Annotated in this window: 24 protein-coding genes; 9 read left to right on the plus strand and 15 right to left on the minus strand. The window is 61.7% G+C overall.

Going from position 1 to position 24,595, the window contains the following annotated elements; genetic code table 11:
• Positions 1 to 18: 18 nt before the first annotated feature.
• The 8 genes from AC1RQ5_RS02300 to sdhC all read right to left on the minus strand — a co-directional run bounded on the left by AC1RQ5_RS02300 (position 19) and on the right by sdhC (position 8,908).
• Entirely contained in the window at positions 19 to 1,035 is a 1,017-nt protein-coding gene (locus AC1RQ5_RS02300) for an ABC transporter substrate-binding protein (protein WP_493196956.1), read from the minus strand.
• A gap of 139 nt (positions 1,036 to 1,174) precedes the next feature.
• A complete protein-coding gene (locus AC1RQ5_RS02305) occupies positions 1,175 to 2,665 on the minus strand; it encodes an AMP-binding protein (RefSeq protein ID WP_493196957.1) in 1,491 nt (496 codons plus the stop codon).
• A gap of 83 nt (positions 2,666 to 2,748) precedes the next feature.
• Positions 2,749 to 3,960 (minus strand): ABC transporter substrate-binding protein, encoded by a 1,212-nt coding sequence (locus AC1RQ5_RS02310; RefSeq protein WP_493196958.1) that lies wholly within the window; start codon positions 3,958 to 3,960, stop codon positions 2,749 to 2,751.
• Positions 3,961 to 4,138: 178 nt separating this feature from the next.
• Positions 4,139 to 5,275: a nucleotidyltransferase family protein gene (locus AC1RQ5_RS02315; RefSeq protein ID WP_493196959.1), complete on the minus strand. Its 1,137-nt coding sequence runs from the start codon at positions 5,273 to 5,275 to the stop codon at positions 4,139 to 4,141.
• 194 nt (positions 5,276 to 5,469) lie between these two features.
• Positions 5,470 to 6,252, minus strand: coding sequence for a succinate dehydrogenase iron-sulfur subunit (locus AC1RQ5_RS02320; protein WP_398480289.1), 783 nt, complete (start codon positions 6,250 to 6,252; stop codon positions 5,470 to 5,472).
• A gap of 20 nt (positions 6,253 to 6,272) precedes the next feature.
• Positions 6,273 to 8,111: a succinate dehydrogenase flavoprotein subunit gene (gene sdhA, locus AC1RQ5_RS02325; protein WP_398480287.1), complete on the minus strand. Its 1,839-nt coding sequence runs from the start codon at positions 8,109 to 8,111 to the stop codon at positions 6,273 to 6,275.
• Positions 8,112 to 8,114: 3 nt separating this feature from the next.
• Positions 8,115 to 8,489 (minus strand): succinate dehydrogenase, hydrophobic membrane anchor protein, encoded by a 375-nt coding sequence (gene sdhD / locus AC1RQ5_RS02330; protein ID WP_398480321.1) that lies wholly within the window; start codon positions 8,487 to 8,489, stop codon positions 8,115 to 8,117.
• 20 nt (positions 8,490 to 8,509) lie between these two features.
• On the minus strand, positions 8,510 to 8,908 hold the full coding sequence (gene sdhC, locus AC1RQ5_RS02335; RefSeq protein ID WP_398480285.1) for a succinate dehydrogenase, cytochrome b556 subunit: 399 nt from the start codon (positions 8,906 to 8,908) through the stop codon (positions 8,510 to 8,512).
• 245 nt (positions 8,909 to 9,153) lie between these two features.
• Here sdhC and AC1RQ5_RS02340 point away from each other — a divergent pair, with 245 nt between their 5' ends.
• Positions 9,154 to 10,002 carry a sulfite exporter TauE/SafE family protein gene (locus AC1RQ5_RS02340; protein ID WP_398480283.1) on the plus strand — a complete coding sequence of 283 codons (849 nt, stop codon included), beginning with the start codon at positions 9,154 to 9,156 and terminating at the stop codon, positions 10,000 to 10,002.
• A gap of 149 nt (positions 10,003 to 10,151) precedes the next feature.
• On the plus strand, positions 10,152 to 11,108 hold the full coding sequence (locus AC1RQ5_RS02345) for a cation diffusion facilitator family transporter (RefSeq protein WP_493196960.1): 957 nt from the start codon (positions 10,152 to 10,154) through the stop codon (positions 11,106 to 11,108).
• A gap of 144 nt (positions 11,109 to 11,252) precedes the next feature.
• On the opposite strand, the gene AC1RQ5_RS02350 is transcribed toward AC1RQ5_RS02345, so the two are convergent.
• Positions 11,253 to 12,761, minus strand: a complete 1,509-nt coding sequence (locus AC1RQ5_RS02350) for a malonate--CoA ligase (RefSeq protein ID WP_493196961.1) — start codon at positions 12,759 to 12,761, stop codon at positions 11,253 to 11,255.
• A gap of 301 nt (positions 12,762 to 13,062) precedes the next feature.
• Between AC1RQ5_RS02350 and AC1RQ5_RS02355 the strand changes: the two genes are divergently transcribed.
• The 3 genes from AC1RQ5_RS02355 to AC1RQ5_RS02365 all read left to right on the plus strand — a co-directional run bounded on the left by AC1RQ5_RS02355 (position 13,063) and on the right by AC1RQ5_RS02365 (position 15,281).
• Positions 13,063 to 13,647, plus strand: coding sequence for a fasciclin domain-containing protein (locus tag AC1RQ5_RS02355; RefSeq protein WP_398480277.1), 585 nt, complete (start codon positions 13,063 to 13,065; stop codon positions 13,645 to 13,647).
• Between the two features lie 202 nt (positions 13,648 to 13,849).
• Positions 13,850 to 14,488, plus strand: a complete 639-nt coding sequence (locus AC1RQ5_RS02360) for a cytochrome b/b6 domain-containing protein (protein ID WP_493196962.1) — start codon at positions 13,850 to 13,852, stop codon at positions 14,486 to 14,488.
• Positions 14,489 to 14,498: 10 nt separating this feature from the next.
• Positions 14,499 to 15,281: a molybdopterin-dependent oxidoreductase gene (locus tag AC1RQ5_RS02365; RefSeq protein ID WP_398480273.1), complete on the plus strand. Its 783-nt coding sequence runs from the start codon at positions 14,499 to 14,501 to the stop codon at positions 15,279 to 15,281.
• A gap of 237 nt (positions 15,282 to 15,518) precedes the next feature.
• On the opposite strand, the gene AC1RQ5_RS02370 is transcribed toward AC1RQ5_RS02365, so the two are convergent.
• Positions 15,519 to 16,721, minus strand: a complete 1,203-nt coding sequence (locus AC1RQ5_RS02370) for a YbfB/YjiJ family MFS transporter (protein WP_493203260.1) — start codon at positions 16,719 to 16,721, stop codon at positions 15,519 to 15,521.
• A 131-nt stretch (positions 16,722 to 16,852) separates the two neighbouring features.
• Between AC1RQ5_RS02370 and leuB the strand changes: the two genes are divergently transcribed.
• On the plus strand, positions 16,853 to 17,965 hold the full coding sequence (gene leuB, locus AC1RQ5_RS02375; protein ID WP_493196963.1) for a 3-isopropylmalate dehydrogenase: 1,113 nt from the start codon (positions 16,853 to 16,855) through the stop codon (positions 17,963 to 17,965).
• 202 nt (positions 17,966 to 18,167) lie between these two features.
• Here the strand turns inward: leuB and AC1RQ5_RS02380 are convergent, their stop codons facing one another.
• Both AC1RQ5_RS02380 and AC1RQ5_RS02385 read right to left on the minus strand, forming a co-directional pair.
• On the minus strand, positions 18,168 to 18,563 hold the full coding sequence (locus AC1RQ5_RS02380) for a hypothetical protein (protein WP_398480269.1): 396 nt from the start codon (positions 18,561 to 18,563) through the stop codon (positions 18,168 to 18,170).
• 170 nt (positions 18,564 to 18,733) lie between these two features.
• A complete protein-coding gene (locus AC1RQ5_RS02385) occupies positions 18,734 to 19,537 on the minus strand; it encodes a hypothetical protein (RefSeq protein ID WP_493196964.1) in 804 nt (267 codons plus the stop codon).
• Between the two features lie 115 nt (positions 19,538 to 19,652).
• Here AC1RQ5_RS02385 and AC1RQ5_RS02390 point away from each other — a divergent pair, with 115 nt between their 5' ends.
• Together AC1RQ5_RS02390 and AC1RQ5_RS02395 are read left to right on the plus strand one after the other, a co-directional pair.
• Complete coding sequence (locus tag AC1RQ5_RS02390; RefSeq protein ID WP_398480264.1) at positions 19,653 to 20,687, plus strand: aspartate-semialdehyde dehydrogenase; 1,035 nt, start codon at positions 19,653 to 19,655, stop codon at positions 20,685 to 20,687.
• Between the two features lie 7 nt (positions 20,688 to 20,694).
• Complete coding sequence (locus AC1RQ5_RS02395; protein WP_398480262.1) at positions 20,695 to 21,282, plus strand: TIGR00645 family protein; 588 nt, start codon at positions 20,695 to 20,697, stop codon at positions 21,280 to 21,282.
• A 111-nt stretch (positions 21,283 to 21,393) separates the two neighbouring features.
• On the opposite strand, the gene AC1RQ5_RS02400 is transcribed toward AC1RQ5_RS02395, so the two are convergent.
• Complete coding sequence (locus AC1RQ5_RS02400) at positions 21,394 to 22,050, minus strand: carbonic anhydrase (RefSeq protein WP_493196965.1); 657 nt, start codon at positions 22,048 to 22,050, stop codon at positions 21,394 to 21,396.
• Between the two features lie 129 nt (positions 22,051 to 22,179).
• Between AC1RQ5_RS02400 and AC1RQ5_RS02405 the strand changes: the two genes are divergently transcribed.
• Positions 22,180 to 23,055, plus strand: coding sequence for an HpcH/HpaI aldolase/citrate lyase family protein (locus AC1RQ5_RS02405; protein WP_398480258.1), 876 nt, complete (start codon positions 22,180 to 22,182; stop codon positions 23,053 to 23,055).
• Positions 23,056 to 23,252: 197 nt separating this feature from the next.
• Here the strand turns inward: AC1RQ5_RS02405 and leuD are convergent, their stop codons facing one another.
• Complete coding sequence (gene leuD / locus AC1RQ5_RS02410; protein WP_398480256.1) at positions 23,253 to 23,858, minus strand: 3-isopropylmalate dehydratase small subunit; 606 nt, start codon at positions 23,856 to 23,858, stop codon at positions 23,253 to 23,255.
• Between the two features lie 255 nt (positions 23,859 to 24,113).
• Positions 24,114 to 24,515 carry a metallopeptidase family protein gene (locus AC1RQ5_RS02415; protein WP_398480254.1) on the minus strand — a complete coding sequence of 134 codons (402 nt, stop codon included), beginning with the start codon at positions 24,513 to 24,515 and terminating at the stop codon, positions 24,114 to 24,116.
• Positions 24,516 to 24,595: the final 80 nt, after the last annotated feature.

Raw genomic sequence — 24,595 nt, forward strand, 5'->3', positions numbered from 1 at the left:
TCTTATCGCGCAGGGCGGTCAGAGCTTGCGTTCGCCGGCCGGGGGCAGATAGTCCGACGTGAAAAGGTCACCGGCCTTCGGCTTCGGATTCTTGAACTCGTAGGTGACGGCGATCTGCTCGATGGCATCGCTCATGCGCTTGTCGTCGATGCCGCCGACGCCGTTGGCCTTCACCCAGTCGGTGATGAAGTTGTCCTTCAGCGACATCTTCAGGCGCGCCAGCTCGATCTTCTCGTCGCCGGTCTCGTTGCGCTTCATCACCGATTTGATCGCGGCATCAGGATCCTTCGCCGTGTCGATGATGCCCTTGATGGTGGCGCGCACGAAGCCGGCGACCACCTTCGGATTGGCCTTGGCGAATTCCGGATTGACCATGATGGCATTGCCATAGAGCACGATGCCATGATCGGCCATCAGCATCACCTTGATATCCTTCTCGGCGATGCCCTTGGCCAGCAGGTTGAAATAGGACGAGAACGAGAAGCCGGTGATGGCATCGACCTTGCCGTCGGCGAGCATCGGCTCGCGCACGGGGAAGCCGACATTCTCGATCTTCACCTTGGCGTCGTCGATCTTGTTCTCCTTCACGAAGGCCTTCCACTGCGCGAAGGCGCCATCCGGCGCGGGCGCGCCCAGAATCTTGCCTTCGAGGTCCTTCGGCGCATTGATGCCGGACTTGGCGATGGAGACGATGGCGAAAGGCGGCTTGTCATAGACCATCAGCACGGCCTTGACGTCCTTGTCCGGGTTCTGGTCGCGGAAGCGCGCCAGCGAATTGATGTCGAAGAAGCCGATCGGATAGGTGCCGGCGGCCACGCGGGCGATACCGGCGACCGAGCCCGGCCCGGTATCGATGGTGACGTCGAGCCCTTCGGCCTTGTAGTAGCCCTTGTCCAGCGCGACGAAATAGGGCGCCGACGGCCCTTCATATTTCCAGTCGAGCGCGAATTTGACGGCGGTCTGCGCCTGCGCCGACATGATGGACGTCAGCAGCGCGGCACCTGCAATTGCACCGAGACCCAATTTGCGAAGCATGGAAAAATCCCCTGATCGAATGTCCGATACAGGCTAGCACAGACCATGCCAGCATTGGCCTCGGCAATATCACGCTGTCCCCCAAAACGCACGGATGTGCGCGCGGGAGATGCCGGCCGGCCACAGGTCGCAGAACGGCTTATGCGGGCCGCGTCCGGAACTCGCGGCCTTCGTCCATCCAGCGGATCCGTTCGTCCCGCAGCGTGGTCCGGCGCACCTTGCCGGCATCGTCGCGGACGGCGTCCTGCGAGAACTCGTAGCTTTCGGGATGCTTGGGCCGGGCGAGGTTTTCGGCCAGGAAGCCCGGCATGGCGGCAGCCAGCCCCGCGCTTTCGGCGCCGGGTCGCAGCTGCAGGATGGCATGGATGGACGCACCGAGATCGGGATGCGGCAGGCCGATGACGGCACAGCTCTCGATATCGGCATGCGCCAGCAGCGCCGCCTCGACCTCGGCGGGGTAGACATTGGCGCCGCCACGCAAAATGAGATCGGTGCGGCGATCGGCCAGCCAGATATAGCCGTCGGCATCGATATGGCCGATATCGCCGAGGGATTCCCAGCCATCGGCAGAGCGCTTCGGCTCGGCGCCGAGATAGTGATAGGTCGTGCCGGCGCCCTCGACCGATTTCAGATAGATTTCTCCGATCTCGCCCGGCGGCAGATCGCGGCCGTCCTCGCCGACGATTTTTGCAGCGCCGATCTCGACCCGCCCGACCGAGCCCTTGCGCTTCAGCCATTCGGTGCCGGGAATGACGGTGGAGGCCTGCCGTTCGGTGCCGCCATAGAGCTCAAAGATGCGCTCGGGGCCGAGCCAATTGATCCAGTCCTCCTTCAGCCGCGGCGGCATCGGCGCCGCCATGTGGAAGACGGTGCGCAGGCTGGAGACATCGTATTTTGCGCGCACATCGTCGGGCAGCGCCCAGATGCGGCTCATCATGGTGGGGACGAAATTGACCCATTCGAGCTTCCAGCGATCGATCAGCCTGAGCGCCTCCTCCGCATCGAACTTCGTCATGCCGATCACCGTGCCGCCGGCGAACAGGCCGACATGCGCAACGGAGAATGGCGCATTGTGATAGAGCGGGCCGGGATTGAGCAGCTGCACGCGCTCATGCACGTTCAAGGGCTGCAGCTTTGGATCCGTGACCGCGGGCTGATGATCGACGATCACCTTGGGCCGGCCGGTCGATCCGCCCGAGGTCATGGCCTTCCAGTAACGCCCGATCGGGCCATCGATCGGCCCATCGGAAAATCCCTCCGGCACGAAATCCGCAGGCAACCGCTTCGGCGCTTTCCAGTCCTCCTCGCCGCCGATGACGAGGGATGGTCGCAGCAATTCAAGAATCGCCGAGGCCTCGCCGCGCGGCAGCCGATAGGACAGCGAACACGGCGTGGCGCCGCATTTCCAGATCGCGAAGGTGGTCTCGAAGAAGGCATTGGAATTCGGCAGGCCGACCGCGATGAAATCGCCGGGCTTGACGCCATGCTGCATGAAAGCGCGCGCCCGCCGATTGGCGTTGCGCTCGAGATCGCCCCAGCTGAGCGCGACATTGTCGTGCACGACCGCAGGCGCATCGAAGCCATTTCGCTCCGCATGCCAGCGGGGGATGTCAGCCATCGGGATCAGCATTGCGGTTCTCGCTTGTTGTTATTGGAGCGTTCTGACTTCACCTCTCCCCAGCGGGGAGAGGTGTTTCGAGCGCCATCGTTTCGTCAGTTCATTTTCGCTTCGATCACCGGCCCAAAGCTCTCCCATTGATCGCCCTTGAAGCGGATCATCTGCATCTGCTTGATGGGGAAATGATCGCCGGGTGCGGTGTTCATGGTGATGCCCGGCAGCAATGATGTCGGCGCGAGGCCCTTCAGGCTGGTGGCGATCCGCATGATGTTGTCGCGCGACAGATCATCGCCGGCCTGCTTCAGGATATATTCCAGCGTCTGCGCCGCACCGTAGGAATACAGGACGAGGCCGTTGCTGCGATCCACATCGGGCGCATATTTGTCGACGAAGGCATTGAACTCCTTCATGCCGGCATCGTCCTTCCAGGCGGGATCGATGGGGTCCTTGGTATAGTTCGCACCGATCAGCCCCTGCGAATGATCGAGACCCGCAGGTTTCAGCACGGCACCGGTGGACTGGCTCACCTGGTTGAGGATCTGGATCGGCTTCCAGCCGATTTCGCCGATCTTGCGAATGGCCATCGCGGCGAATTTCGGCGTCGAGAGATTCAGGAACATGTCCGCTCCCGATGCCTTCAGTTTCACGATCTGCGAATCCACCGTGGGATCGGAATTGTCGTAGGTCGCCTCGCTGACGATCATCGAGATCTTCTCGCCGAGCCCGTCGCGCACGCCCTTGTAGATATCCTTGCCGTAATCATCATTGGCCGACAGCACGGCGATCTTGGCATTCGGATGATTGTCGATGATCCATTTCGCATAGATGCGCCCTTCGGCCTGATAAGGCACGTTGAAGGGCATGGTCCATGGATTGGCCTTGGGATCGTCGCCGAACCGCGTGCCGCCGCTCGACAGCATGATCTGCGGCACCTTCTTGGTGTTCAGGTATTTCATGACGGCGGTGTTCGACGGCGTGCCCAATGTCTGGAACAGCAGCAGCACCTCGTCATTCTCGACCAGCTTGCGCGTCTGCTCGACAGCCTTCGGCGGCGAATAGGCGTCGTCATAGGAGAGCCAGTTGATCTTGCGTCCGTTGATGCCGCCCTTGTCGTTGAGCATCTTGAAGTAGGCGCCGTTGATGCGGCCAACCATGCCGTAGGCCGATGCCGGCCCGCTATAGGGCACGAAATTGCCGATCTTGATTTCCGTATCGGTGACGCCCGGACCGTATTTCTTCTGGGCCGAGGCCGGACCTGACGCGATGACAAAGCACGCGCCAAGCGCGGCAAGAATGCGCGCTCGCATGGATGTTTCTCCCTTGTTTTATCGTCATTGCATCACCGCATCGGTGACGGGCGTTCCGCTGTTTTTGTTTGCGGTGCGCGAATAGTTTCTGCTTCGATCCGGGAAAGCAAGGCTGTTTGCAGCAAGCCAGATTTCCGCTCGACGGAACGATTGATCACGTCGCTACTGAGCGATCGGACTACATATTCTTGCGCACGTCCGGCACATCACCGGCAAGTCCATAGCTCGCCGGATCGTCTCCCAACTCGGTGATGCCTTTCGCCAATCCCTGACGCAGCATCGACTGCAGGCTTTCGTCATATGTCGCGAGGCTCTTACTGATGGCGTCTTTCCATGCGTCACCGCGATCCCAGGCCTCCATGAAGGCCGCTGCCATATCCGCCTGCTGGTGATTCATGATGAGCGCCTGGAAGATCGAGCGCGCCTGAATCCGGTCCTTGGCGCTTTTCGCCATCACGTCGCGATCGTCCCGCCGACGCGAGGCGACGATGAGCTTGTGCACGGCGTATCGCTCCGGCGACGGAATGGTCACCGGGACGCCTGCGCCATGTAGAAGCACGGCGCGGATCGGATACCGGATCAGAAAATCGAGGAAGCGGAGAGGATAGGCCGCTGCGCCGCCCAGCGCCGGCATCTGCACCGGCTTGTCGGCGACATCGTCCGGTCCCCGATTGGGCGTCAGGAATTCGACCTTGAACTGCTCGCGCGACACGAATTGCGTCGATACCCGCCCATCCGCCGAGCTGGGCACCTCGCGAAACGTGGGATCGACCTTTTTGAGGATGTCCAGGATCGGCGGCAGGCTGTCGCCGATGGCGACCGAGATCTCCCGGAACTGAGCGAAATCGGCGTCGCCGGTTTGCATGGCGGCCGCATCGAGCCGCCGCGCCAGCACGGCCGAATAGCATTGATAGGCGACAGTGCCGACCAACACCCCGCGCAACCTGAAGAAACCGGCATGTGCCAGTTCCTCGACCACCCGGCCCGTGGTGATCGGCGGCTTTGGGAGATAAGCCTCCCGCGTCAGGGTGGATACGAGGCGGCGACGTCCCTTGATGTCCGCCTTGAGGTCCTTGAATTCCTCGACGCGCCTGGTGATGTCGGGATCCTCTTGCGGACCCACATAACGCCGGTCCTGTCCGCCGCCTTCAGGCTTGGGCGTGTCGAAGTACCAGTATTTGCGGCCCTTGACCTCAACGGCGACAAACCGGCCATCGGACGAAAATTCGGAGGTGAAGCTGTCGTCCAGGCTGCGCTGGACGAGCTCCGAGTACAGCGTCTGAAAGGTAATATCGACGCCCGCAGCCTTGGCCATGGAACTCCCGCTATACTATTTCCGCAATAACAGTATAACGCGGCTAGACTGCCGATTCAAGCTGTTATACTATTTCTGCGAAAACAGTATACCGAACGAACATGGCCGTTGGGCCAACGAAAAAGGCCCGCAAATGCGGGCCTTTCCACGACATGATCGTCGCCTGACAATCGGTGTTTCAGCTCGCTTGAACGTCAGACCTGACGTTCAACCATCTTCATCTTGAGCTCGGCAATGGCTTCCGACGGGTTGAGGCCCTTCGGGCACGCCTTGGCGCAGTTCATGATGGTGTGGCAGCGATACAGGCGGAACGGATCCTCGAGATTGTCGAGACGCTCGCCGGTGGCTTCGTCGCGGGAATCCTTGACCCAGCGGGTCGCCTGCAGAAGTGCGGCCGGGCCCAGGAAGCGATCGCTGTTCCACCAGTAGCTCGGGCACGAGGTCGAGCAGCAGGCGCAAAGGATGCACTCGTAGAGGCCGTTGAGCTTCTCGCGATCCTCGTGGCTCTGGCGCCATTCCTTCTGCGGGGTCGGCGTGGTGGTCTTCAGCCACGGCTCGATCGACGCATACTGGGCGTAGAAGTTGGTGAGATCCGGCACCAGGTCCTTCACCACCGGCTGATGCGGCAGCGGATTGACCTTGATGGCGCCGTCATCGACTTCGTCCATCGCGCGGGTGCAGGCCAGCGTGTTCTGGCCATCGATATTCATGGCGCAGGACCCGCACACGCCTTCACGGCAGGAGCGGCGGAAGGTCAGGGTCGGATCGATGTTGTTCTTGATCCAGATCAGACCATCCAGAATCATCGGACCGCAGTCATTGGTATCGACATGATAGGTGTCGACCGACGGGTTCTTGCCGTCATCGGGATTCCAGCGATAGACGCGGAACTCACGCGTCTGGGTCGCGCCGGCGGGCTTGGGCCATTCCTTGCCGCCGGTGATCTTGGAATTCTTCGGGAGTGCGAACTCAGCCATATTCTCGAGCCTTCGCTTTCTCAGTACACGCGCGCTTTGGGCGGGATGTACTGCACGTCATTCGTCATCGTGTAATCATGCACCGGGCGATAATCGATGGTGGTCTTGCCACCCTGCTCGACCCACGCCAGCGTGTGCTTCATCCAGTTCTTGTCGTCGCGATCCGCAAAATCCTCGCGGGCATGGGCGCCACGGCTTTCGGTGCGGTTGGCGGCGGAGTCCATGGTGACGATGGCCTGACCGATCAGGTTGTCATATTCTAGGGTCTCCATCAGGTCCGAATTCCAGACGAGCGAACGATCGGACACGCCGATATCGTCGATGCCGTCATAGACCTTGTGAATCAGCGTCTTGCCTTCGTTGAGCACGTCGCCGGTGCGGAACACGGCGCAATTGGTCTGCATGACTTGCTGCATGCTCTCGCGCATCTTCGCGGTCGGCGTGCCGCCCTTGGCGTTGCGGAAGTGATCGAGACGGCCGAGCGCCATTTCCGACGAATTCGGCGGCAGATCGGGCTGCTTCGCATTCGGCGTCAGCTTGTCGGCGAGACGCAGCGCGGCGGCGCGGCCGAACACCACGAGATCGATCAGCGAGTTGGAGCCGAGACGGTTGGCGCCATGCACTGACACGCAGGCGGCTTCGCCGACGGCCATCAGGCCCGGCACCACCGCATTGTCGTCGCCGTCCTTCTTGGTGACGACTTCGCCGTGATAGTTCGTGGGAATGCCGCCCATGTTGTAGTGCACGGTCGGGATCATCGGGATCGGTTCGCGGGTCACGTCGACACCGGCGAAGATGCGCGCCGATTCCGAAATGCCCGGCAGGCGTTCGTGCAGGATCGCCGGATCGAGGTGATCCAGATGCAGGAAGATGTGATCCTTCTTCTTGCCGACGCCGCGGCCTTCGCGGATTTCGATGGTCATCGCGCGCGAGACGACGTCGCGCGAGGCGAGGTCCTTCGCCGACGGAGCATAGCGCTCCATGAAGCGTTCGCCTTCGGAGTTGACGAGATAGCCGCCTTCACCGCGGGCACCTTCAGTCACCAGACAGCCCGAACCATAGATGCCGGTCGGGTGGAACTGGACGAACTCCATGTCCTGCAGCGGAAGACCCGCGCGCAGCGCCATGCCGCCACCGTCACCGGTGCAGGTATGGGCCGAGGTGCAGGAGGCGTAAGCGCGGCCATAGCCGCCGGTGGCGAGAATGACCGTCTGCGCCTTGAAGCGATGCAGCGTGCCGTCGTCCATCTTCAGCGCGATGACGCCGCGGCAGGTGCCCTGGTCATCCATGATCAGGTCGATGGCGAAGTATTCGATGAAGAACTCGGCGGCGTGACGCAGCGCCTGGCCATACATCGTGTGCAGCATGGCGTGACCGGTCCGGTCGGCGGCGGCGCAAGTGCGCTGCGCCTGGCCCTTGCCGAAATCCATGGTCATGCCGCCGAACGGGCGCTGATAGATCTTGCCGTCTTCGGTGCGCGAGAACGGCACGCCCCAGTGTTCGAGCTCGTAGACGGCGTCCGGCGCGTTGCGCACCATGTATTCGATGGAGTCCTGATCGCCCAGCCAGTCCGACCCCTTCACGGTGTCGTACATGTGCCAGCGCCAGTTATCCTCGTGCATGTTGCCGAGCGAGGCCGAGATGCCGCCCTGCGCCGCAACGGTGTGCGAGCGGGTCGGGAACACCTTGGTGATGCAGGCGGTGCGAAGACCCGCTTCGCCACAGCCGACGGTCGCGCGCAGGCCGGCGCCGCCGGCGCCCACGACGACGACGTCATAGGTGTGATCTTCGATGGGATAGGCGTAGCCGTTGGTGGCGGGACCGCCAACGCCGTTCGCGCCATTGCCGTTCGCGGCCATGCGCTACACTCCAGATGATAGTTTGAAAATGGCGTAAGCCGAGGCCAGCGACACGACAGCGGCGAAGAAGTTGTTGGCGATCGCGCAAACCAGCTTCAGCTTCTCGTCATGCACATAGTCTTCGATCACGATCTGCATGCCGATCTTCATATGCACCACGCTGGCGACGATGAAGAGCAGCAGGATGATGGCGACCAGCGGCGAACCGAGGATCTGCGCGGCCCCCGCCTGATTGCGGCCAAGCAGCGACATGACGATAAAAACGATCGGGACCAGGAGCAGCAGCATGGCCACGGCAGAGGTGCGCTGGCGCCAATGATCCGACGTGCCGGAATGGCCCGAACCGTGGTTGCGGACGCGGCCGAGCGGCGTGCGCATGGATTTCTGCGAATTGCCGCTCATCGTGCGCCTCCGCTCATATAGGCCACGACCCAAAGCAGGATGGTGATGACGATGCCGGCGATCAGCGCCGCGCGGGTCAGCCATTCACGCTCGGTCGGCTTGAAGCCATAGCCGAGGTCCCAGACCAGATAGCGGATGCCGCTCATGGCGTGATGGACCAGTGCCCATGTGTAGCCAAAGGCGATCAGGCGGCCGATGATGCTGCCGGCAAAGGCCTGCACATATGCGTAGGCTGCGGGGCCTGACGCGGCGGCGATCAGCCACCAGACAAGCAGCAGGGTGCCGAAATACAAGGCAATACCCGTCGCGCGATGGATGATGGACAGGGCCATCGTCAGCGTCACGCGATAGATTTGCAGATGTGGCGAAAGGGGGCGTTCGATCCTGGTGGCCATTCAACAACTTTGACAGGTTAATGGGCAAACTCTGCTCGATATGGGATCGCGTAGAGCAATTCTATTTACGAAGTCGATACGGCGAGTGCAATCGCGAAATGACATAATCGGAATGCGTGTTCAGAGTTTGAAATCAGCATCGCGCGCGGCGGGATTGACACTTGGCATGCCACGGGCGCACAGCCGATGAAGCGCGATTCAGGCAAGCTTTATGGCGCGATTGCAAATATAAATCGGGGCGGGAAATGGCAGGCCTGAGTATCACCGAAGTTGTCGAACTTGCGGTCCTTCTGGTGGCGGTGGGTGGACTGAGCGGTTTCCTTGCCGGGGTGTTCGGGATCGGCGGCGGAGCCATTCTTGTGCCCGTATTTTACGAGTGTTTTCGCATTGCCGGGGTGCCTCTGGAGGTGCGGATGCCGCTCTGCATCGGCACGTCACTGGCCATTATCATCCCGACCTCGCTGCGCTCGTTCCGCGCCCACCTTGCCCGCGGTGCAGTGGACATGGAGATCCTGCGCAAGTGGTGGCTGCCGATCCTGGTCGGCGTCGCCGTGGGCAGCGTAACCGCCCGCTTTGCCCCCGAAAGGCTGTTCAAGATCGTCTTCGTGGTGGTGGCCTGGTCCGCTGCTGCACGGCTGCTATTCGCTCGTGAGGGGTGGAAACTCGGCGACGACCTGCCCGATGGGCCGCTGATGAAGGTCTATGGCTTCTTTGTCGGCCTGCTCTCGACCCTGATGGGCATCGGCGGCGGATTGTTTTCAAACCTGCTGATGACTTTTTACGGCCGCCCGATCCATCAGGCGGTAGCGACCTCCTCCGCGCTGGCGGTGCTGATCTCGATCCCCGGGGCGCTCGGTTACATCTATGCCGGCTGGCCGGCGGCCGCGACCTATCCCGACGTCGCGCCGCTGCAACTGCCCTTCGCGCTCGGCTATGTCTCGCTGATTGGCGCCGTGCTGGTGATGCCGACCAGCCTGCTCACCGCGCCGCTCGGCGTGAAGGCGGCGCATGCGATGTCCAAGCGCACGCTGGAGATCGCGTTCGGGGCTTATCTGTTCATCGTGGGAAGCAGGTTCGTGGTGGCGCTGCTGTAATGCGGAGGGCGGATGAGCCGAAGGCGTCATCCGCCGGCCGAGCTCAAAGCTGAAACTCCGCGGCGGATGACGCTTCGCTTATCCGCCCTACAGCCCCGCGTAATACTATCCGTAATAGTATCCATACGCAGTCTTGTTATGGATGCCGCATGGCTCACGATCACAACCACGATCATGCGCATGATCACGACGACCATGCCGGACATTCACATGGCCCCGGTGGACACGTCCATGCGCCGGCAAGCTTCGGCAAGGCCTTTGCCATCGGCATCACGCTCAACACCGTCTTCGTCGTAGTCGAAGCCGTCTATGGCTATGCGTCGGGCTCGATGGCGCTGGTTGCAGACGCTGGGCACAATCTCTCCGACGTCCTCGGGCTGATCGCGGCATGGACCGCCGCTGTGTTGTCAAAGCGCGCCGCCACGCCGCGTTTCACTTACGGCCTCAAGGGCTCGTCGATTCTCGCCGCATTGTTCAACGCTGTGTTCCTGCTGGTCGCCGTTGGCGCGATCGCCTGGGAGGCCGTGCATCGGCTGTTCAATCCGGAACCCGTGACCGAAATCACCGTCATCGTGGTCGCCAGCATCGGCATCGCCATCAATGGCGTCACCGCCTGGCTGTTCGCCTCCGGCCGCGACAGCGATCTCAATATCCGTGGCGCCTATCTGCACATGGTTGCGGATGCTGCGGTATCTGTCGGCGTCGTCATCGCCGCCATCGTCATTATGTTCACCGGCTGGCTGTGGATCGATGCCGTCACCAGCCTTGTGATCTGCGTGCTGATCGTCTGGGGCACATGGAGCCTGCTCCGCGATTCCACCGCGATGTCGCTGGCCGCCGTGCCGCGTGGGATCGATCCGGTCGCGGTGCGCGCCTATCTGGAGAAGTGCCCAGGCGTGGCGCAGGTGCATGACCTGCATATCTGGCCGATGAGCACCACCGAGGTGGCGCTGACCTGTCATCTCGTCATTCCATCCGGCGCGCCGGGTGATGCGTATCTGATGGATGTCTGCGCGCGGCTGAAGCGCGATTTCGGGATCGAACACACGACGATCCAGATCGAGACAGATATGAATTCAGCATGCGCGCTGGCGACAGCGCATTGATCTGACATACACCACACCCCACCCTCATCCTGAGGAGCCGCGCAACGCGCGGCGTCTCGAAGGATGGCGGCAAGCTCCGAGCCCAGCCAGCTCATGGTTCGAGACGCGCGCCAACAGGCGCGCTCCTCACCATGAGGGGTGGAGTTACTTCTTGTAGATATCCTTGTACGTCTCGCGCAGCACGTTCTTCTGCACCTTGCCCATCGTATTGCGCGGCAGGTCGTCCACGAAGATCACGCGCTTCGGCATCTTGAATTTGGCGATCTGGCCATCAAGCGCCTTGATGACGCCCGCTTCATCCAGCGCCGTCTTCTTGTCGCTCACCACCACGGCCGTGACACCCTCGCCGAAATCCGCATGCGGCACGCCGATCACGGCGCTTTCCACCACGCCCGGCATGGCATCGATCTCGCTTTCGATTTCCTTGGGATACACATTGAAGCCGCCGGAGATCACCAGATCCTTGCCGCGGCCGAGAATGTGCACATAGCCCTTGGCGTCGATCTTGCCGAGATCGCCGGTGATGAAGAAACCATCGTCGCGGAATTCCGACTTGGTCTTTTCCGGCATACGCCAATAGCCCTTGAACACATTCGGGCCCTTCACCTCGATCATGCCGATGGTGTCTTTCTCGAATTCCTTCCCGGTTTCCGGATCGGTGACGCGCACGGACACGCCAGGCAGCGGGAAGCCGACCGCACCCGGCACGCGCTCGCCGTCATAGGGGTTCGAGGTGTTCATGTTGGTTTCGGTCATGCCGTAACGCTCGAGCACCGCGTGGCCGGTGCGCGCAAACCATTCGCGATGCGTATCGGCCAGCAGCGGCGCCGAGCCTGAAATGAGCAGCCGCATATGGCTGCAGGTATCCTTCGACAGGTTCGGCGACTGCAGCAGGCGCGTATAGAAGGTCGGCACGCCCATCAGCACCGTCGACCGCGCCATCAGCTGGATGATGCGCTCGGGATCGAGCTTCGGCAGGAAGATCATCGCCGCGCGCGAGAATAGCGTGACGTTGCTCGCAACGAACAGACCATGCGTGTGATAGATCGGCAGCGCATGGATCAGCACGTCGTCCTTGCTGAAACGCCAGTAATCGACGAGCGAGAGCGAATTGGATGCGAGATTATCGTGGCTCAGCATCGCGCCCTTGGAGCGGCCTGTCGTCCCCGACGTGTAAAGGATCGCGGCAAGATCATCATTGCCACGCGCGATCGTGGCGAAGTCCGGCTTTTCTTTCTCGGCCGCATCCGTCAGCGAGCCCTTGCCATCCGCGCCGAGCGTCTCGACCTTCGCGCCGACCTTGGCGGCGATGGCTTCGATGCCGTCCTTCTTCGACGGATCGCAAACGATCAGCGACGGCTCGGCATCGGTGATGAAGTAATCGAGCTCGTTCAGCGTATAGGCCGTGTTGAGCGGAAGATAGACCGCGCCGGCACGCACCGTTGCGAGATACAGGACAAGGCCCGGCACCGACTTCTCGGTCTGTGCTGCAACGCGGTCGCCCGGCTTCACGCCGCGCGATACCAGCACATTTGCCATCTGCCCCGCCAGGCCGATCAGATCGCCGTAGCTGATATGCGCGCCCTCCGGCGTCTCGATAGCGAGGCGCTTCGGATCTTCAAGGTTGTCGAACAGGCGGGAGAACAGATTCATGTCAGGATCACGCACGGTTATGAGGAGCCCAGACAATCGCACCTATGAGAGACCTGCGATTGCGTCAAATTGTCCGGCTTCTTACCAAGATCGGCCCCTCCTGCGCAACGCGCGCGCGAACGCGGCGCGTGCTGGAAAGTTTCAAAGGCCGTGAAAAATATAGGCTGAAACTGGCCTGTTTAGCTCCCGTAGCTCGGACATCGACGACGCATCGACCTCCACTTCGGGCCTCGTCGAAAGCCTCTTTCATCGTGCCGGTGCATGTGCATCCGGCCGCCCAAGAACAACCGGGAGACGATCCATGTCCAAGCGTATTGCACTTCTGTCGGCCGTCGCATTCAGCACCCTCGCCATCACCGGCGCCGTGCTTGCTCCGGCCCAGGCCAAAGACAAGATGATGAAGTCTGAAATGTCGGGCGAGAAGACCGTGATGGTCGGCGGCGCGCCGATGTATCCGTCGAAGAACATCGTCGAGAACGCCGTCAATTCGAAGGACCACACCACGCTGGTCGCCGCCGTGAAGGCTGCCGGCCTCGTCGACACGCTCGCCGGCCCGGGCCCGTTCACCGTATTCGCGCCGACCAATGCCGCTTTCGGCAAGCTGCCGAAGGGCACCGTCGAGACCCTGGTGAAGCCCGAGAACAAGGCGACGCTGACCAAGATCCTCACCTACCATGTGGTGCCGGGCAAGCTGAACGCCGCTGACCTTCAGGACGGCCAGAAGCTCACCACCGTGGAAGGCGAGCAGCTGACGGTGAAGAAGTCGGGCGGCAAGGCCATGATCGTCGATGCCAAGGGTGGTTCGTCCACCATCACGATCCCCGACGTGAACCAGTCGAACGGCGTCATTCACGTCATTGACACTGTCGTGATGCCGAAGGCGTAAACAGTCCAGGAACCACAATCACGCGCGCATCCTGCACCCCCAACCGGGCTGCGCGCGCTGACAGAGAGCGAGCCGGGGCAACCTGGCTCGCTTTTTTGTGATCACCGGGATAAATCCACTCACGCGGTGGTTTATGTGACAAACGTGACGATTGCCGATCCCCGCCGTAATGTCGGGACAGGCCCAGACCACGGATCACGCCATGTCCAGCATCGCTGCCGATCACGAACGCACCGAACCTGCCGGCACCACCACAGCCAAGGTGATCCAGCCGGCCTGGGTGCGTGTGCTGCACTGGATCAATGCGGTCGCCATGGTGATCATGATCATGTCGGGCTGGCAGATCTACAATGCCTCGCCGCTGTTCGGCTTCGTATTCCCGCCCAGCGTGACGCTTGGTGGATGGCTTGGCGGCGGCATCATGTGGCACCTCGCCGGCATGTGGCTGCTGGTGATCAACGGCCTGCTCTATGTGACGCTGGGCTTCATCACCGGGCGCTTCCGTAGAAAGCTGCTGCCGATCTCCGCATCGGGCGTGATCGATGACACCAAGGCCGCGCTTACCGGCAAGCTCTCGCACGCCGATCTCTCCACCTATAACCAGGTGCAGAAGCTGCTTTATGCCGGCATCCTGATTGTCGGCGTTCTCATCGTGCTGTCCGGCCTCGCGATCTGGAAGCCAGTCCAGTTTCAATATCTCACGGCGATCTTCGGCGGCTACGATGCCGCGCGCTATGTGCATTTCGTGATGATGGCGTCCATTGTCGGCTTCCTCGTCATCCATGTGGCGCTGGCGCTGCTGGTGCCGAAGAGCCTGCGCGCGATGATCATCGGACGCTGAGGAGCCAGTCATGCTGAAGAAAATGCGCTCGCTCATCATCCCCGGCGTCGACAAGCAGCTGCTGGTCAAGGACGCCGTGAAGCTGATGCCTGATCTGTCACGCCGCCGCTTCATCGCTTCCGGCGCGAGCTTCGGCGCGCTGACGCTGCTGACCGGCTGCAACGTCTCGGACAGTCTCTCCGCGGACAACCTGCTGACCCATATCTCCAAGTTCAACGACATGGTGCAGGCCAAGATCTTCAATCCGAATGTGCTGGCGCCGACCTATGCCGAGAAGGATGTGCGCCGCCCCTTCCCGTTCAACGGCTTTTACTCGGAAGACGAAGCCCCGCAGATCGACGGCAAGGAGTGGAAGCTCGAAGTGTCCGGCCTCGTCGACAACAAGAAATCATGGACACTGGACGAACTGACCAAGCTGCCTGAAGTCTCGCAAATCACACGCCACATCTGCGTCGAGGGCTGGAGCGCCATCGGCTCATGGCAGGGCACGCCGCTGCGCGATTTCCTGAAACTGATAGGCGCGGACACGAATGCGAAATGGGTGCATTTCCGCTGCGCCGAGGATTATTACACCTCGCTCGATATGCCGACTGCGTTACATGCGCAGACGCAAATGACATTCAAGTTTGATAATAAGACTCTGCCGCAGTCGCTCGGCTTTCCCATGAAAGTCCGGGTGCCCACCAAGCTCGGTTTCAAGAACCCGAAATATGTGACGTCGCTCGAAGTGACGAATGACTACAAGGGCGGCTATTGGGAAGACCAGGGATATAACGATTTCAGCGGGAGCTAGGCTTTGCAGCCGTAGGATGGGTTGAGCGTTAGCGATACCCATCACCACAGGCGCCCGGCCGTGATGGGTATCGCTGCGCTCAACCCATCCTACGCTTTGAGCTCTTTCTGAAACGCCGATAGTACAGCTAGGCTTTATCCCTCATGGTGAGGAGGCGCGAAGCGCCGTCTCGAACCATGAGCTAGCATGGCTCAGAGATTGCGGCCATCCTTCGAGACGCGCGCGGGAGCGCGCTCCTCAGGATGAGGATGGAGATGAATGGCTGAGCTCCTGCTGAAACGCCGACATCACCGCGCCCACTGCCAGCGTCGCCGCTGATACCACCAGCGCCGAGGTCAAACTTCCCGTCGCGTCCGAAATCGCGCCCACCACGATCGGGCCCATCGTCTGCCCGATACCAAACACGATGGTCACCACCGCGATCGCTTTCGGCCAGGTCTCCTTCGGATAGTTGAAGCGCACGAAGGCGGTCGTCGCAGCAACGACGGCGAAGAATGACACACCGAACACCGCGGCCGATACACCCAGCACCAGCGGCGAATGGCCGAGCAATGGCATCGCCGCGCCCACCGCATTGGTACCGAGAATGATCGCCATCGCCCGCCCGCTCTGGCCCCGCGCCAGCACGCCGCGCCACAGCCATGGCGAGGCAAATGAGCTCGCCCCGATCACGCACCAGAATGCGCTCTGCGCGACCGCGCTGCCGCCGCCGTCACGCACATAGGCGATCATGAAGGTCATGTAGGCGATATAGCCGGCGCCGAACATGAAATAGGCGATGAGGAAAATCCACATCGGCCGGATCGCGACGGCAGGCGCAGCCTGAGTCGAGGTGCCTTCGCTGGCATCCACCAGCTTCCGCAGCAGCGGCAGGCCCATCACCACCGAGACGAGGCCGATCACGAGCCAGACGATCCACCACGAGCCCGCGCCAAACCCCTGCAACGCAAAGGGGGCGATCAGGCCGGACACCAGAATGCCGATGCCAGGCCCGGCATAGAAGAGGCTGAGCAGATAGGACGACCGCTCCGGATGTTTCAGCCCGATGGTTGCCGCCAGCGCACCACCGGCCACGAAGGAAATTGCTGCGCCAAAGCCGGTAACGAAACGGGCGATACTCAGCAGCGTGAAATCCGCCGTGACGCCGCACAGCAGCAGCGACGCGATACAGGCGACGGTGCCGAGCTGGAGCACCGCAAACAGGCCGTAGCGCTTGCCGAGGCCGGCAGCGGCGAGTGCGCCGAGCAGATAGCCGGCGGCATTGACGGTATTCATGAAGCCCGCGGCCGAATAGGACCATTGCAGGCTGTCGCGCATATCCGGCAGCACCAGCGAATAGACGAAGCGGCCGATGCCAAGGCCGATGGCCGGTGCAAGCGACAAAGCAAGGATCAGCAACGCCGGATTGCGGCGCGAAAGCGAAGTGTCGGTCAAAGTCAGGCGTCTCCCGGACGCACTGTCGCAGCTTTCGCGGCGCTTGCAATCGACGCGTGCAGCAAGGCTGTCTTGCCAATATGGCAATGACGGCTTAGCACTCGCCCGAAATTCGATGGTCAGAGAAGGAAACGATCATGGCGGCGCATAAACTGCTGGTTCTCCCCGGCGACGGTATCGGCCCGGAAGTGATGGCGGAGGTGACGCGCCTGATCGACTGGCTGGATGCCCAGGGCATCGCCAAATTCGACACCGAGACCGGCCTCGTCGGCGGCGCATCCATCGATGCCGACGGCCTGCCGATCACCGATGCCACCATGGCCAAGGCCGATGCGGCGGACGCCATCATCTTCGGCGCCATCGGCGGTCCGAAGTGGGACGGCGTGGCCTACGAGAACCGCCCGGAAGCCGGCCTGCTGCGCCTGCGAAAGGATCTCGGCCTGTTCGCCAATCTGCGCCCGGCGGTCTGTTATCCCGCGCTCGCGGATTCCTCGAGCCTGAAGCGCGAGGTGGTCGAGGGCCTCGACATCATGATCGTGCGCGAGCTCACCGGCGGCGTCTATTTCGGCGAACCGAAGACCATCACCGATCTCGGCAACGGCCAGAAGCGCGCCATCGATACCCAGGTCTACGACACCTATGAGATCGAGCGCATCGCCCGCGTCGCCTTCGACCTGGCCCGCAAGCGCCAGAACAAGGTGACCTCGATGGAGAAGCGCAACGTCATGAAGTCCGGCGTGCTGTGGAACGAGGTCGTGACGCAGGTGCATGGCCGCGAATACAAGGACGTCACGCTGGATCACCAGCTCGCCGATTCCGGCGGCATGAATCTGGTGAAGTGGCCGAAGCAGTTCGACGTCATCGTCACCGACAACCTGTTCGGCGACATGCTGTCGGATATCGCAGCGATGCTGACCGGCTCGCTGGGCATGCTGCCGTCGGCCTCGCTCGGCGAAGTCGACAGCAAGACCGGCAAGCGCAAGGCGATGTATGAGCCGGTGCATGGTTCGGCACCGGACATTGCGGGCCAGGGCAAAGCCAATCCGCTGGCGATGATCGCCTCCTTCGGCATGGCGCTGCGCTATTCGCTGGATCTCGGCGATCTCGCCGACAAGGTCGATCAGGCGATTGCGGCCGTGCTGGCGAAGGGGCTGCGCACGGCCGATCTGAAGTCGGAAGGCGCGACGATCATCTCGACGGCGCAGATGGGTGAGGCTGTGCTCGCTGAGCTGCAGGCGCTGTGTAAGTAAGAAGACAAGCGAGCCTCATGGTGAGGAGCCCGCCTCTTGCGGGCGTCTCGAACCATGGGGCGGGTCGCTCGCTTGCGGCCATCCTTCGAGACGCGGTCGAAGACGACCGCTCCTCAGGATGAGGGCAGAGTTTACGAGTTGCTCCCCTAAACAAAAATGCCCAGCTCACGCCGGGCATTTTCGTACGGGTATCGTTCCGCTCTCAGTAGTACGGGATCGGAATGCGGTTCGGATAACCACCGAGATCGTAGTCGCTATACAGCGGCTGGCGATCGATCGGGCGGTTCAGGTTCTGCGTGCCGAAAGACGGACCGGGCGGATAGGCGTAATCGGTGAACTTGCGGTCGCCGGGCAGCACTTCGGTGCCGGCATCGAGCCAGGAACGCCGCGAGATATAAACGCGGGTACGCGGGCCCTGCTGGTAGGACACGTTCGGGCCGCGCGGGCCGTAATTGTAACGGCCGCTATCGACGGTGACCTGCTTGCGCTTCTTGGTCTGGGTCTGGGCATCGGCCGGGGTCGCAAAGCCGATGGTGATGACGGCAGCCGCCGCGAGCAGTGCACCGGTCAGTTTGGCGGCGGAGAATTTCAAGGTCATCTAGTCCTCTTGGCACTCTGATTCTTCGTCAAGAATCGCATTTCGCAAGTTCCCGGCAATTTAGCTGGCCGGATGGCAGCCCTACAAGGTCTAACCGGCCACACCTTGGGAGAATAATGCGCGGTGTGGCCGAATGTTGCATGCATTCCAAGGTCTTGGTCGCAGCATCGTCACAGGCTGCCCCGCAAAAGCGGGTTCTGGGCGCCGGTGACCCAATCCGAACCGGCCGCAGACAATGCCGGGCTGCTCGCACAGCCCGTCCGCTTCAGTTCGGCATGGGCGAACAATTCTGCAAGCTTCGGTTCGCCGCCGGCCGTCAAAAGCATGAGACGGTCGAGCATGCAGGCGACAGCCGCGCGGCGCGCCGGCAAGCCTTCGCCCTGGCAGGAAAAGCCGGAAATGCGGAGATTTGCCGCATCCCAATTGCGGGTGAAGCCGAGGCAGCGCTTGGCGTCCTGGCGGCGATCCGCAAAGCCGAACAGCGCCACCGGGCCGAATTTGCTGTCGATGATCCCCTCGCCCACCGTTTCGCGCGGGCCGCTCGGGTCCATCCTCAGAGCAACGTCAGCAACAGAGGTGTCTTCCAGAGCTTCGCCGCCGAGACGATAGAGTTCGAGCTCGGCAATCGGCCGTCCTTCAGCCGGCATCCAGCGCAAAATGTCCTTGCGGCCGCCGGCGGGATGCCGCTGGATTTCATAAGCTGCTGTAATTCCTGCCACATCCGCCTGCCGGACGGCGAAGGCGGGATACGAGCGATCGGCCACCGTCCAGCCGGGCTTTGCAACCGCAGCCGGTGTCCAGTCCAGCTCCAGATGCTGGAATGCGGCCACTGCAGCCATGGCAAGCAGCGCCAGACAGCCCATATAGGCAAGCATGCGTCCGGCCACGGCCGTGCATTCGTCGGCGAAGCTATACACCGCCGGGCGGAAGTCGAATTCGCGCTCGCGGTTGTGGGCTGTCGGATTTGAACGCATCAAGGCACTGAGGACGCTTACAACGTTGTGTTTGCGTGATTTCTCGCATAGAAGCGCTCGCGCTTCGGTTTCCGCGGATGGCGGATCGAAGGCATTTTTCTTCGGAGAGTGAACGATGGGTTACAAAGTCGCGCTGGTCGGAGCGACCGGCAATGTCGGGCGTGAAATGCTCAGCATCCTGGACGAACGTAAATTCCCCGCTGACGAGGTCGTGGCGCTTGCGTCGCGCCGCAGCATGGGCGTTGAGGTTTCCTTCGGCGACAAAACCCTGAAATGCAAAGACCTCGCGACCTACGACTTCAGCGATGTCGATATCTGCCTGATGTCGGCCGGCGGAGCCGTGTCCAAGGAATGGTCGCCGAAGATCGGCGCTGCCGGTGCCGTGGTCATCGACAATTCGTCGACCTGGCGCATGGATCCCGACGTGCCGCTGATCGTGCCGGAAGTGAACGCCGCGGCGATCGATGGCTTCTCGAAGAAGAACATCATCGCAAACCCGAACTGCTCGACTGCGCAGCTCGTGGTGGCGCTGAAGCCGCTGCATGACAAGGCGACCATCAAGCGCGTTGTGGTTTCGACCTATCAGTCTGTGTCGGGCGCCGGCAAGGATGCGATGGACGAATTGTTCTCGCAGACCAAGGCCGTCTACACCAATGCCGAACTGGTCAATACCAAATTCCCGAAGCGTATCGCCTTCAACGTGATCCCGCAGATCGACGTGTTCATGGAAGACGGCTACACCAAGGAAGAGTGGAAGATGATGATGGAGACCAAGAAGATTCTTGATCCCAAAATCAAGATGTCCGCGACCTGCGTGCGCGTGCCGGTGTTTGTCGGTCATTCCGAAGCGGTCAATATCGAATTCGAGAATCCGATTTCGGAAGACGAAGCCCGTGACATCCTGCGCAATGCGCCGGGTTGCCTCGTGATCGACAAACGCGAACCCGGTGGCTACGTCACGCCTTACGAGGCGGCCGGCGAAGACGCGACCTATATCAGCCGCATCCGCACCGATGCGACCGTCGATAACGGTCTCGTTCTGTGGTGCGTGTCGGACAACCTGCGCAAGGGCGCGGCACTCAATGCCGTGCAGATCGCGGAAAGCCTGATCAACCGCAAGCTGATCACCGCCAAGAAGAAGGCGGCCTAAGCAACTGATGTCGGAGCCGACTCAAGAAGAAGCTGAATCGGCTCCGCGTCGTTCGCATCCCCTTCTCAGGGGGATCGAGCTGATCATCGAGCATGTGCTGTTCAACAGCCGCTGGCTGATGGCGCCGTTCTATCTCGGCCTCGTCATCGCCCTCGTCGCGCTGCTCTACAAATTCGGCGTCACCCTCGTCGAATTCGTCCTGCATACCCCGACCGCCAAAGAGACCGACACGATCCTGGGCGTGCTGAGCTTGATCGATCTGTCGCTCACCGGCAATCTGATCCTGATCGTCGTATTTTCCGGCTACGAGAATTTCGTCTCGCGCATCGATCCGCGCAACCATCCGGACTGGCCGGAATGGATGACCAAGGTCGATTTCGCCGGACTGAAGCAGAAGCTGCTGGCTTCCATCGTCGCCATCTCGGCGATCCAGGTGCTCAAGGCCTTCATGAATCTGGATGGCGTGTTCGAGCCGCAGAAACTCGGCTGGCTCGCGGGGATTCATCTGCTGTTCGTGGTGTCAGCACTGCTGCTGGCGCTGTCGGATCGCTGGAATACGGATGATCACGACGGCAAGAAAGACAACAAGAAGTAGGCTTGTCATCGCCCGGCTTGACCGGGCGATCCAGTAAACTCAGTCCGTGCGGTGTCTACCGGGTCACCCGATCAAGTCGGGTGACGACAGCGGGGCTTCTCTGCCCACCATTCACCCCGCCGACTTCGCCTGCCCGACCGGCTTGAACACCTTCTCCACCTTGTCCAGCACCGACAGCGAACCGATGGCGACGCCGAAATAGGCGCCGTGCAGCAAGAGATCGCCGGCATCGACGCGCTTCTTTACGAAGGGGAAGCTCATCAGGTTTTCAAGGCTGCGGAACACGGCGGCCTTTTCGATCCGCGTGACGAAATCCTGCATGGTCTCGTGATCGCGGATTTCCACGGTCTCGCCGGGCTTGGTGAACATCGACATCCAGCGGCCGATGAAATCGCCCGGCGATAGCGGCGCGGCCTTGTCGACGAACGCACGGATACCACCGCATTGCGCGTGGCCGAGCACCACGATGTGCTTCACCTTCAGCACCTGCACCGCATATTCCAGCGCGGCGGAGACGCCGTGGGCATTGCCGTCGGGCTGATAGGGCGGCACCAGATTGGCGATGTTGCGCACCACGAACAATTCGCCGGGCGACGCATCGAAGATGACCTCCGGCGACACGCGCGAGTCGCAACAGCCGATCACCATCACTTCCGGGAACTGGCCCTTCTCGGACAATTCGCGAAAGCGCGACTGTTCGGTGGGCAGGCGCTCCGATGCAAAAGTCTGATAGCCGGCGATAAGTTGCTGCGGGAATGTTGCGGTCATGTTGTGCCTCGTGGGTTCACACGGATAACCATAGCACGCAGCTGCGAACAAGCCTTCCGGACGCCAATCTGAGATGCTATCGCGGTTGCCAAGCCCATAAGCAGACACCGTTTTCGAGGGAACAACGCCATGATCCGCCCGCGCCGCAGCCATTTGTTCATGCCCGGCTCCAATCCGCGTGCGCTGGAAAAGGCGCGGACCGTGGCGGCCGACGGCATCATTCTGGATCTCGAAGACGCCGTGGCGCCGGATTCCAAAGGCACCGCGCGCGACGCCATCGCCGAAACGCTGGGCAAAGGCGGTTTCGGCAAGCGCGAAATGCTGGTCCGCATCAATGCGCTGGATTCACCCTGGTGGATCGATGACGTCGCGATGGCTGCCAAGGCCAAGCCCGACGGCATTCTGGTGCCGAAGGTGTCCAGCATCGAGGATCTCAATGCGGTGGCGGATCGTCTCAGCGATCTCAATGCCGACATGTCGATCAAGGTCTGGGCGATGATCGAGACCTCGCGGGCGATCCTGCATGTGGAAGAACTCGCCGCCTGCTCCAGGGATGCGGAAGTGCGTCTCGCCGGCTTCGTGTGGGGGCCCAATGACATCGCGCGCGAGACGCGCATCCGGATGACGCCCGGCCGCGCATCGATGCTCGGCATGATCACCCAATGCGTGCTGGCCGCACGGCTTTACGGCCTCGATATCCTCGACGGGCCCTACAGCAATTTCAACGACAATGAAGGCTTCATCGCCGAGGCCGAACAGGGCCGCGACATCGGCTTCGACGGCAAGACGCTGATTCATCCCGCGCAGATCGACGCCAGCAACAAGGTGTTCACGCCGCCGGCGGACGAAGTCGCACAGGCGCGCCGCATCATCGCGGCCTTCGAACAGCCGGAAAATGCGAGCCGCGGCGCGATCCAGATGGACGGCAAAATGGTCGAGCGCCTGCATGCGGAGATGGCGAAGCGGACGATTGCGATCGCGGACGCGATCGCAGCGATGGGGTAAGGCTTTCTTCTCCCTCCCCCAAGCGGCGAAGCCGCGCAGCGGGGAGGGTGGATCAAAGCGAGCGTTCAGCGAGCTTTGAGACGGGTGGGGTGCTTCCCCAAACTCCGACGTCACGTGGGGAGAGTGCCCACCCCCGCCTATCGGCGGTCCCTCCCCATTCGCTTCGCTCCGTGGAGGGAGGCCATTGACGCCTCAGCTCACGCCCAGGCGCGCTCGCTCTTCAGCTTCTCTTCGTACCCATCGATGGAGGTCTTCTTCTCCATCGTCAGGCCGATATCGTCGAGGCCGTTGATCAGGCAGTGCTTGCGGAACGGGTCGATCTCGAACTTCACCGTGCCGCCATCGGGGCCACGGATCTCCTGGTTCGGCAGATCGATGGTGACAATGGCATTGGCGCCGCGCTCGGCATCGTCGAACAGCGCGTCGAGATCGGTCTGCGAGACGCGGATCGGCAGCACGCCGTTCTTGAAGCAGTTGTTGTAGAAAATATCGCCGAACGAGGTCGAGATCACGCAGCGGATGCCGAAATCCAGCAGCGCCCACGGCGCGTGCTCGCGCGACGAACCGCAACCGAAATTATCGCCACCCACCAAAATCTTCGCCTGGCGATAAGCGGGCTTGTTGAGCACGAAATCCGGATTCTCGCTGCCATCGTCATTGTAACGGGCATCCGCGAAAAGACCCTTGCCGAGGCCGGTGCGCTTGATGGTCTTCAGATACTGCTTCGGGATGATCATGTCGGTATCGACATTGATCACCTTCATCGGAGCTGCGACGCCTTCCAGCGTGGTGAACTTGTCCATGAGCGTGTCCTCGGAATTGAGCGCGTTTTTTAGCCCGATCGGGCGGGCGCTCCAAGCGGCATTTCTGCAGTGCTGGGATCGGGTTAGCCTAGGCCCCTCATCCTGAGGAGCCGCGCAGCGGCGTCTCCCAGCGAATGGCGTAGCCATTCGCAAGGGATGGCCGCGGGCTCGGAGCCTGGCCAGTTCATGGTTCGAGACGGCGCGGACGGCGCGCCTCCTCACCATGAGGGACGGTGTGTTGGGCGAAGACACGCCCTAGTCCGTCACCTGCGCCTCGATGGCCTCCATGTCGTCGTCCGAGAGGCCGAAGTGGTGGCCGATTTCGTGGACCAGGACGTGGCGGACGATGTGGCCGAGGGTTTCGTCATGCTCGGCCCAATAATCCAGGATCGGGCGGCGATACAGCCAGATCATGTTGGGCATCTGGCCGGAGATCTCCTGCGACTGGAACGGCAGGCCAACGCCCTGGAACAGGCCGAGCAGGTCGAATTCGGTCTCCGCCTGCAGCTCTTCCAGCACCTCATCGGTGGGGAAATCATCGACACGGATGATCACGCCCGCACAGAGCTTGCGGAAATCCTCCGGCAGGACGGCGAGCATGGCATGGGCCATCTCTTCCATTTCCGCGAGGTCGGGAGCTTTTGCCTGATGCCACATGGGTTCCTGTCTAGCCGATCTCGCTTTGTTGGCAAGGCATCCGCGGCGGTTGACGCGACCGCCTCAATCAGAGACTTTGC

The organism is Tardiphaga sp. GW821-FHT12E02, assembly GCF_058807155.1.

Excerpts from the sequence above, each read along its gene's own strand:
- AC1RQ5_RS02385 (WP_493196964.1), bottom strand. The coding sequence starts at position 19,537 with ATGCGTTCAAATCCGACAGCCCACAACCGCGAGCGCGAATTCGACTTC.
- AC1RQ5_RS02415 (WP_398480254.1), bottom strand. The coding sequence starts at position 24,515 with ATGTGGCATCAGGCAAAAGCTCCCGACCTCGCGGAAATGGAAGAGATG.
- AC1RQ5_RS02365 (WP_398480273.1), top strand. The coding sequence starts at position 14,499 with ATGCTGAAGAAAATGCGCTCGCTCATCATCCCCGGCGTCGACAAGCAG.
- sdhA (WP_398480287.1), bottom strand. The coding sequence starts at position 8,111 with ATGGCCGCGAACGGCAATGGCGCGAACGGCGTTGGCGGTCCCGCCACC.
- AC1RQ5_RS02300 (WP_493196956.1), bottom strand. The coding sequence starts at position 1,035 with ATGCTTCGCAAATTGGGTCTCGGTGCAATTGCAGGTGCCGCGCTGCTG.
- AC1RQ5_RS02340 (WP_398480283.1), top strand. The coding sequence starts at position 9,154 with ATGGCAGGCCTGAGTATCACCGAAGTTGTCGAACTTGCGGTCCTTCTG.
- AC1RQ5_RS02350 (WP_493196961.1), bottom strand. The coding sequence starts at position 12,761 with ATGAATCTGTTCTCCCGCCTGTTCGACAACCTTGAAGATCCGAAGCGC.
- AC1RQ5_RS02390 (WP_398480264.1), top strand. The coding sequence starts at position 19,653 with ATGGGTTACAAAGTCGCGCTGGTCGGAGCGACCGGCAATGTCGGGCGT.
- leuB (WP_493196963.1), top strand. The coding sequence starts at position 16,853 with ATGGCGGCGCATAAACTGCTGGTTCTCCCCGGCGACGGTATCGGCCCG.
- leuD (WP_398480256.1), bottom strand. The coding sequence starts at position 23,858 with ATGGACAAGTTCACCACGCTGGAAGGCGTCGCAGCTCCGATGAAGGTG.
- AC1RQ5_RS02310 (WP_493196958.1), bottom strand. The coding sequence starts at position 3,960 with ATGCGAGCGCGCATTCTTGCCGCGCTTGGCGCGTGCTTTGTCATCGCG.
- AC1RQ5_RS02380 (WP_398480269.1), bottom strand. The coding sequence starts at position 18,563 with ATGACCTTGAAATTCTCCGCCGCCAAACTGACCGGTGCACTGCTCGCG.
- AC1RQ5_RS02320 (WP_398480289.1), bottom strand. The coding sequence starts at position 6,252 with ATGGCTGAGTTCGCACTCCCGAAGAATTCCAAGATCACCGGCGGCAAG.
- sdhD (WP_398480321.1), bottom strand. The coding sequence starts at position 8,489 with ATGCGCACGCCGCTCGGCCGCGTCCGCAACCACGGTTCGGGCCATTCC.
- AC1RQ5_RS02360 (WP_493196962.1), top strand. The coding sequence starts at position 13,850 with ATGTCCAGCATCGCTGCCGATCACGAACGCACCGAACCTGCCGGCACC.
- AC1RQ5_RS02345 (WP_493196960.1), top strand. The coding sequence starts at position 10,152 with ATGGCTCACGATCACAACCACGATCATGCGCATGATCACGACGACCAT.
- AC1RQ5_RS02315 (WP_493196959.1), bottom strand. The coding sequence starts at position 5,275 with ATGGCCAAGGCTGCGGGCGTCGATATTACCTTTCAGACGCTGTACTCG.
- sdhC (WP_398480285.1), bottom strand. The coding sequence starts at position 8,908 with ATGGCCACCAGGATCGAACGCCCCCTTTCGCCACATCTGCAAATCTAT.
- AC1RQ5_RS02400 (WP_493196965.1), bottom strand. The coding sequence starts at position 22,050 with ATGACCGCAACATTCCCGCAGCAACTTATCGCCGGCTATCAGACTTTT.
- AC1RQ5_RS02395 (WP_398480262.1), top strand. The coding sequence starts at position 20,695 with ATGTCGGAGCCGACTCAAGAAGAAGCTGAATCGGCTCCGCGTCGTTCG.
- AC1RQ5_RS02305 (WP_493196957.1), bottom strand. The coding sequence starts at position 2,665 with ATGCTGATCCCGATGGCTGACATCCCCCGCTGGCATGCGGAGCGAAAT.
- AC1RQ5_RS02405 (WP_398480258.1), top strand. The coding sequence starts at position 22,180 with ATGATCCGCCCGCGCCGCAGCCATTTGTTCATGCCCGGCTCCAATCCG.
- AC1RQ5_RS02355 (WP_398480277.1), top strand. The coding sequence starts at position 13,063 with ATGTCCAAGCGTATTGCACTTCTGTCGGCCGTCGCATTCAGCACCCTC.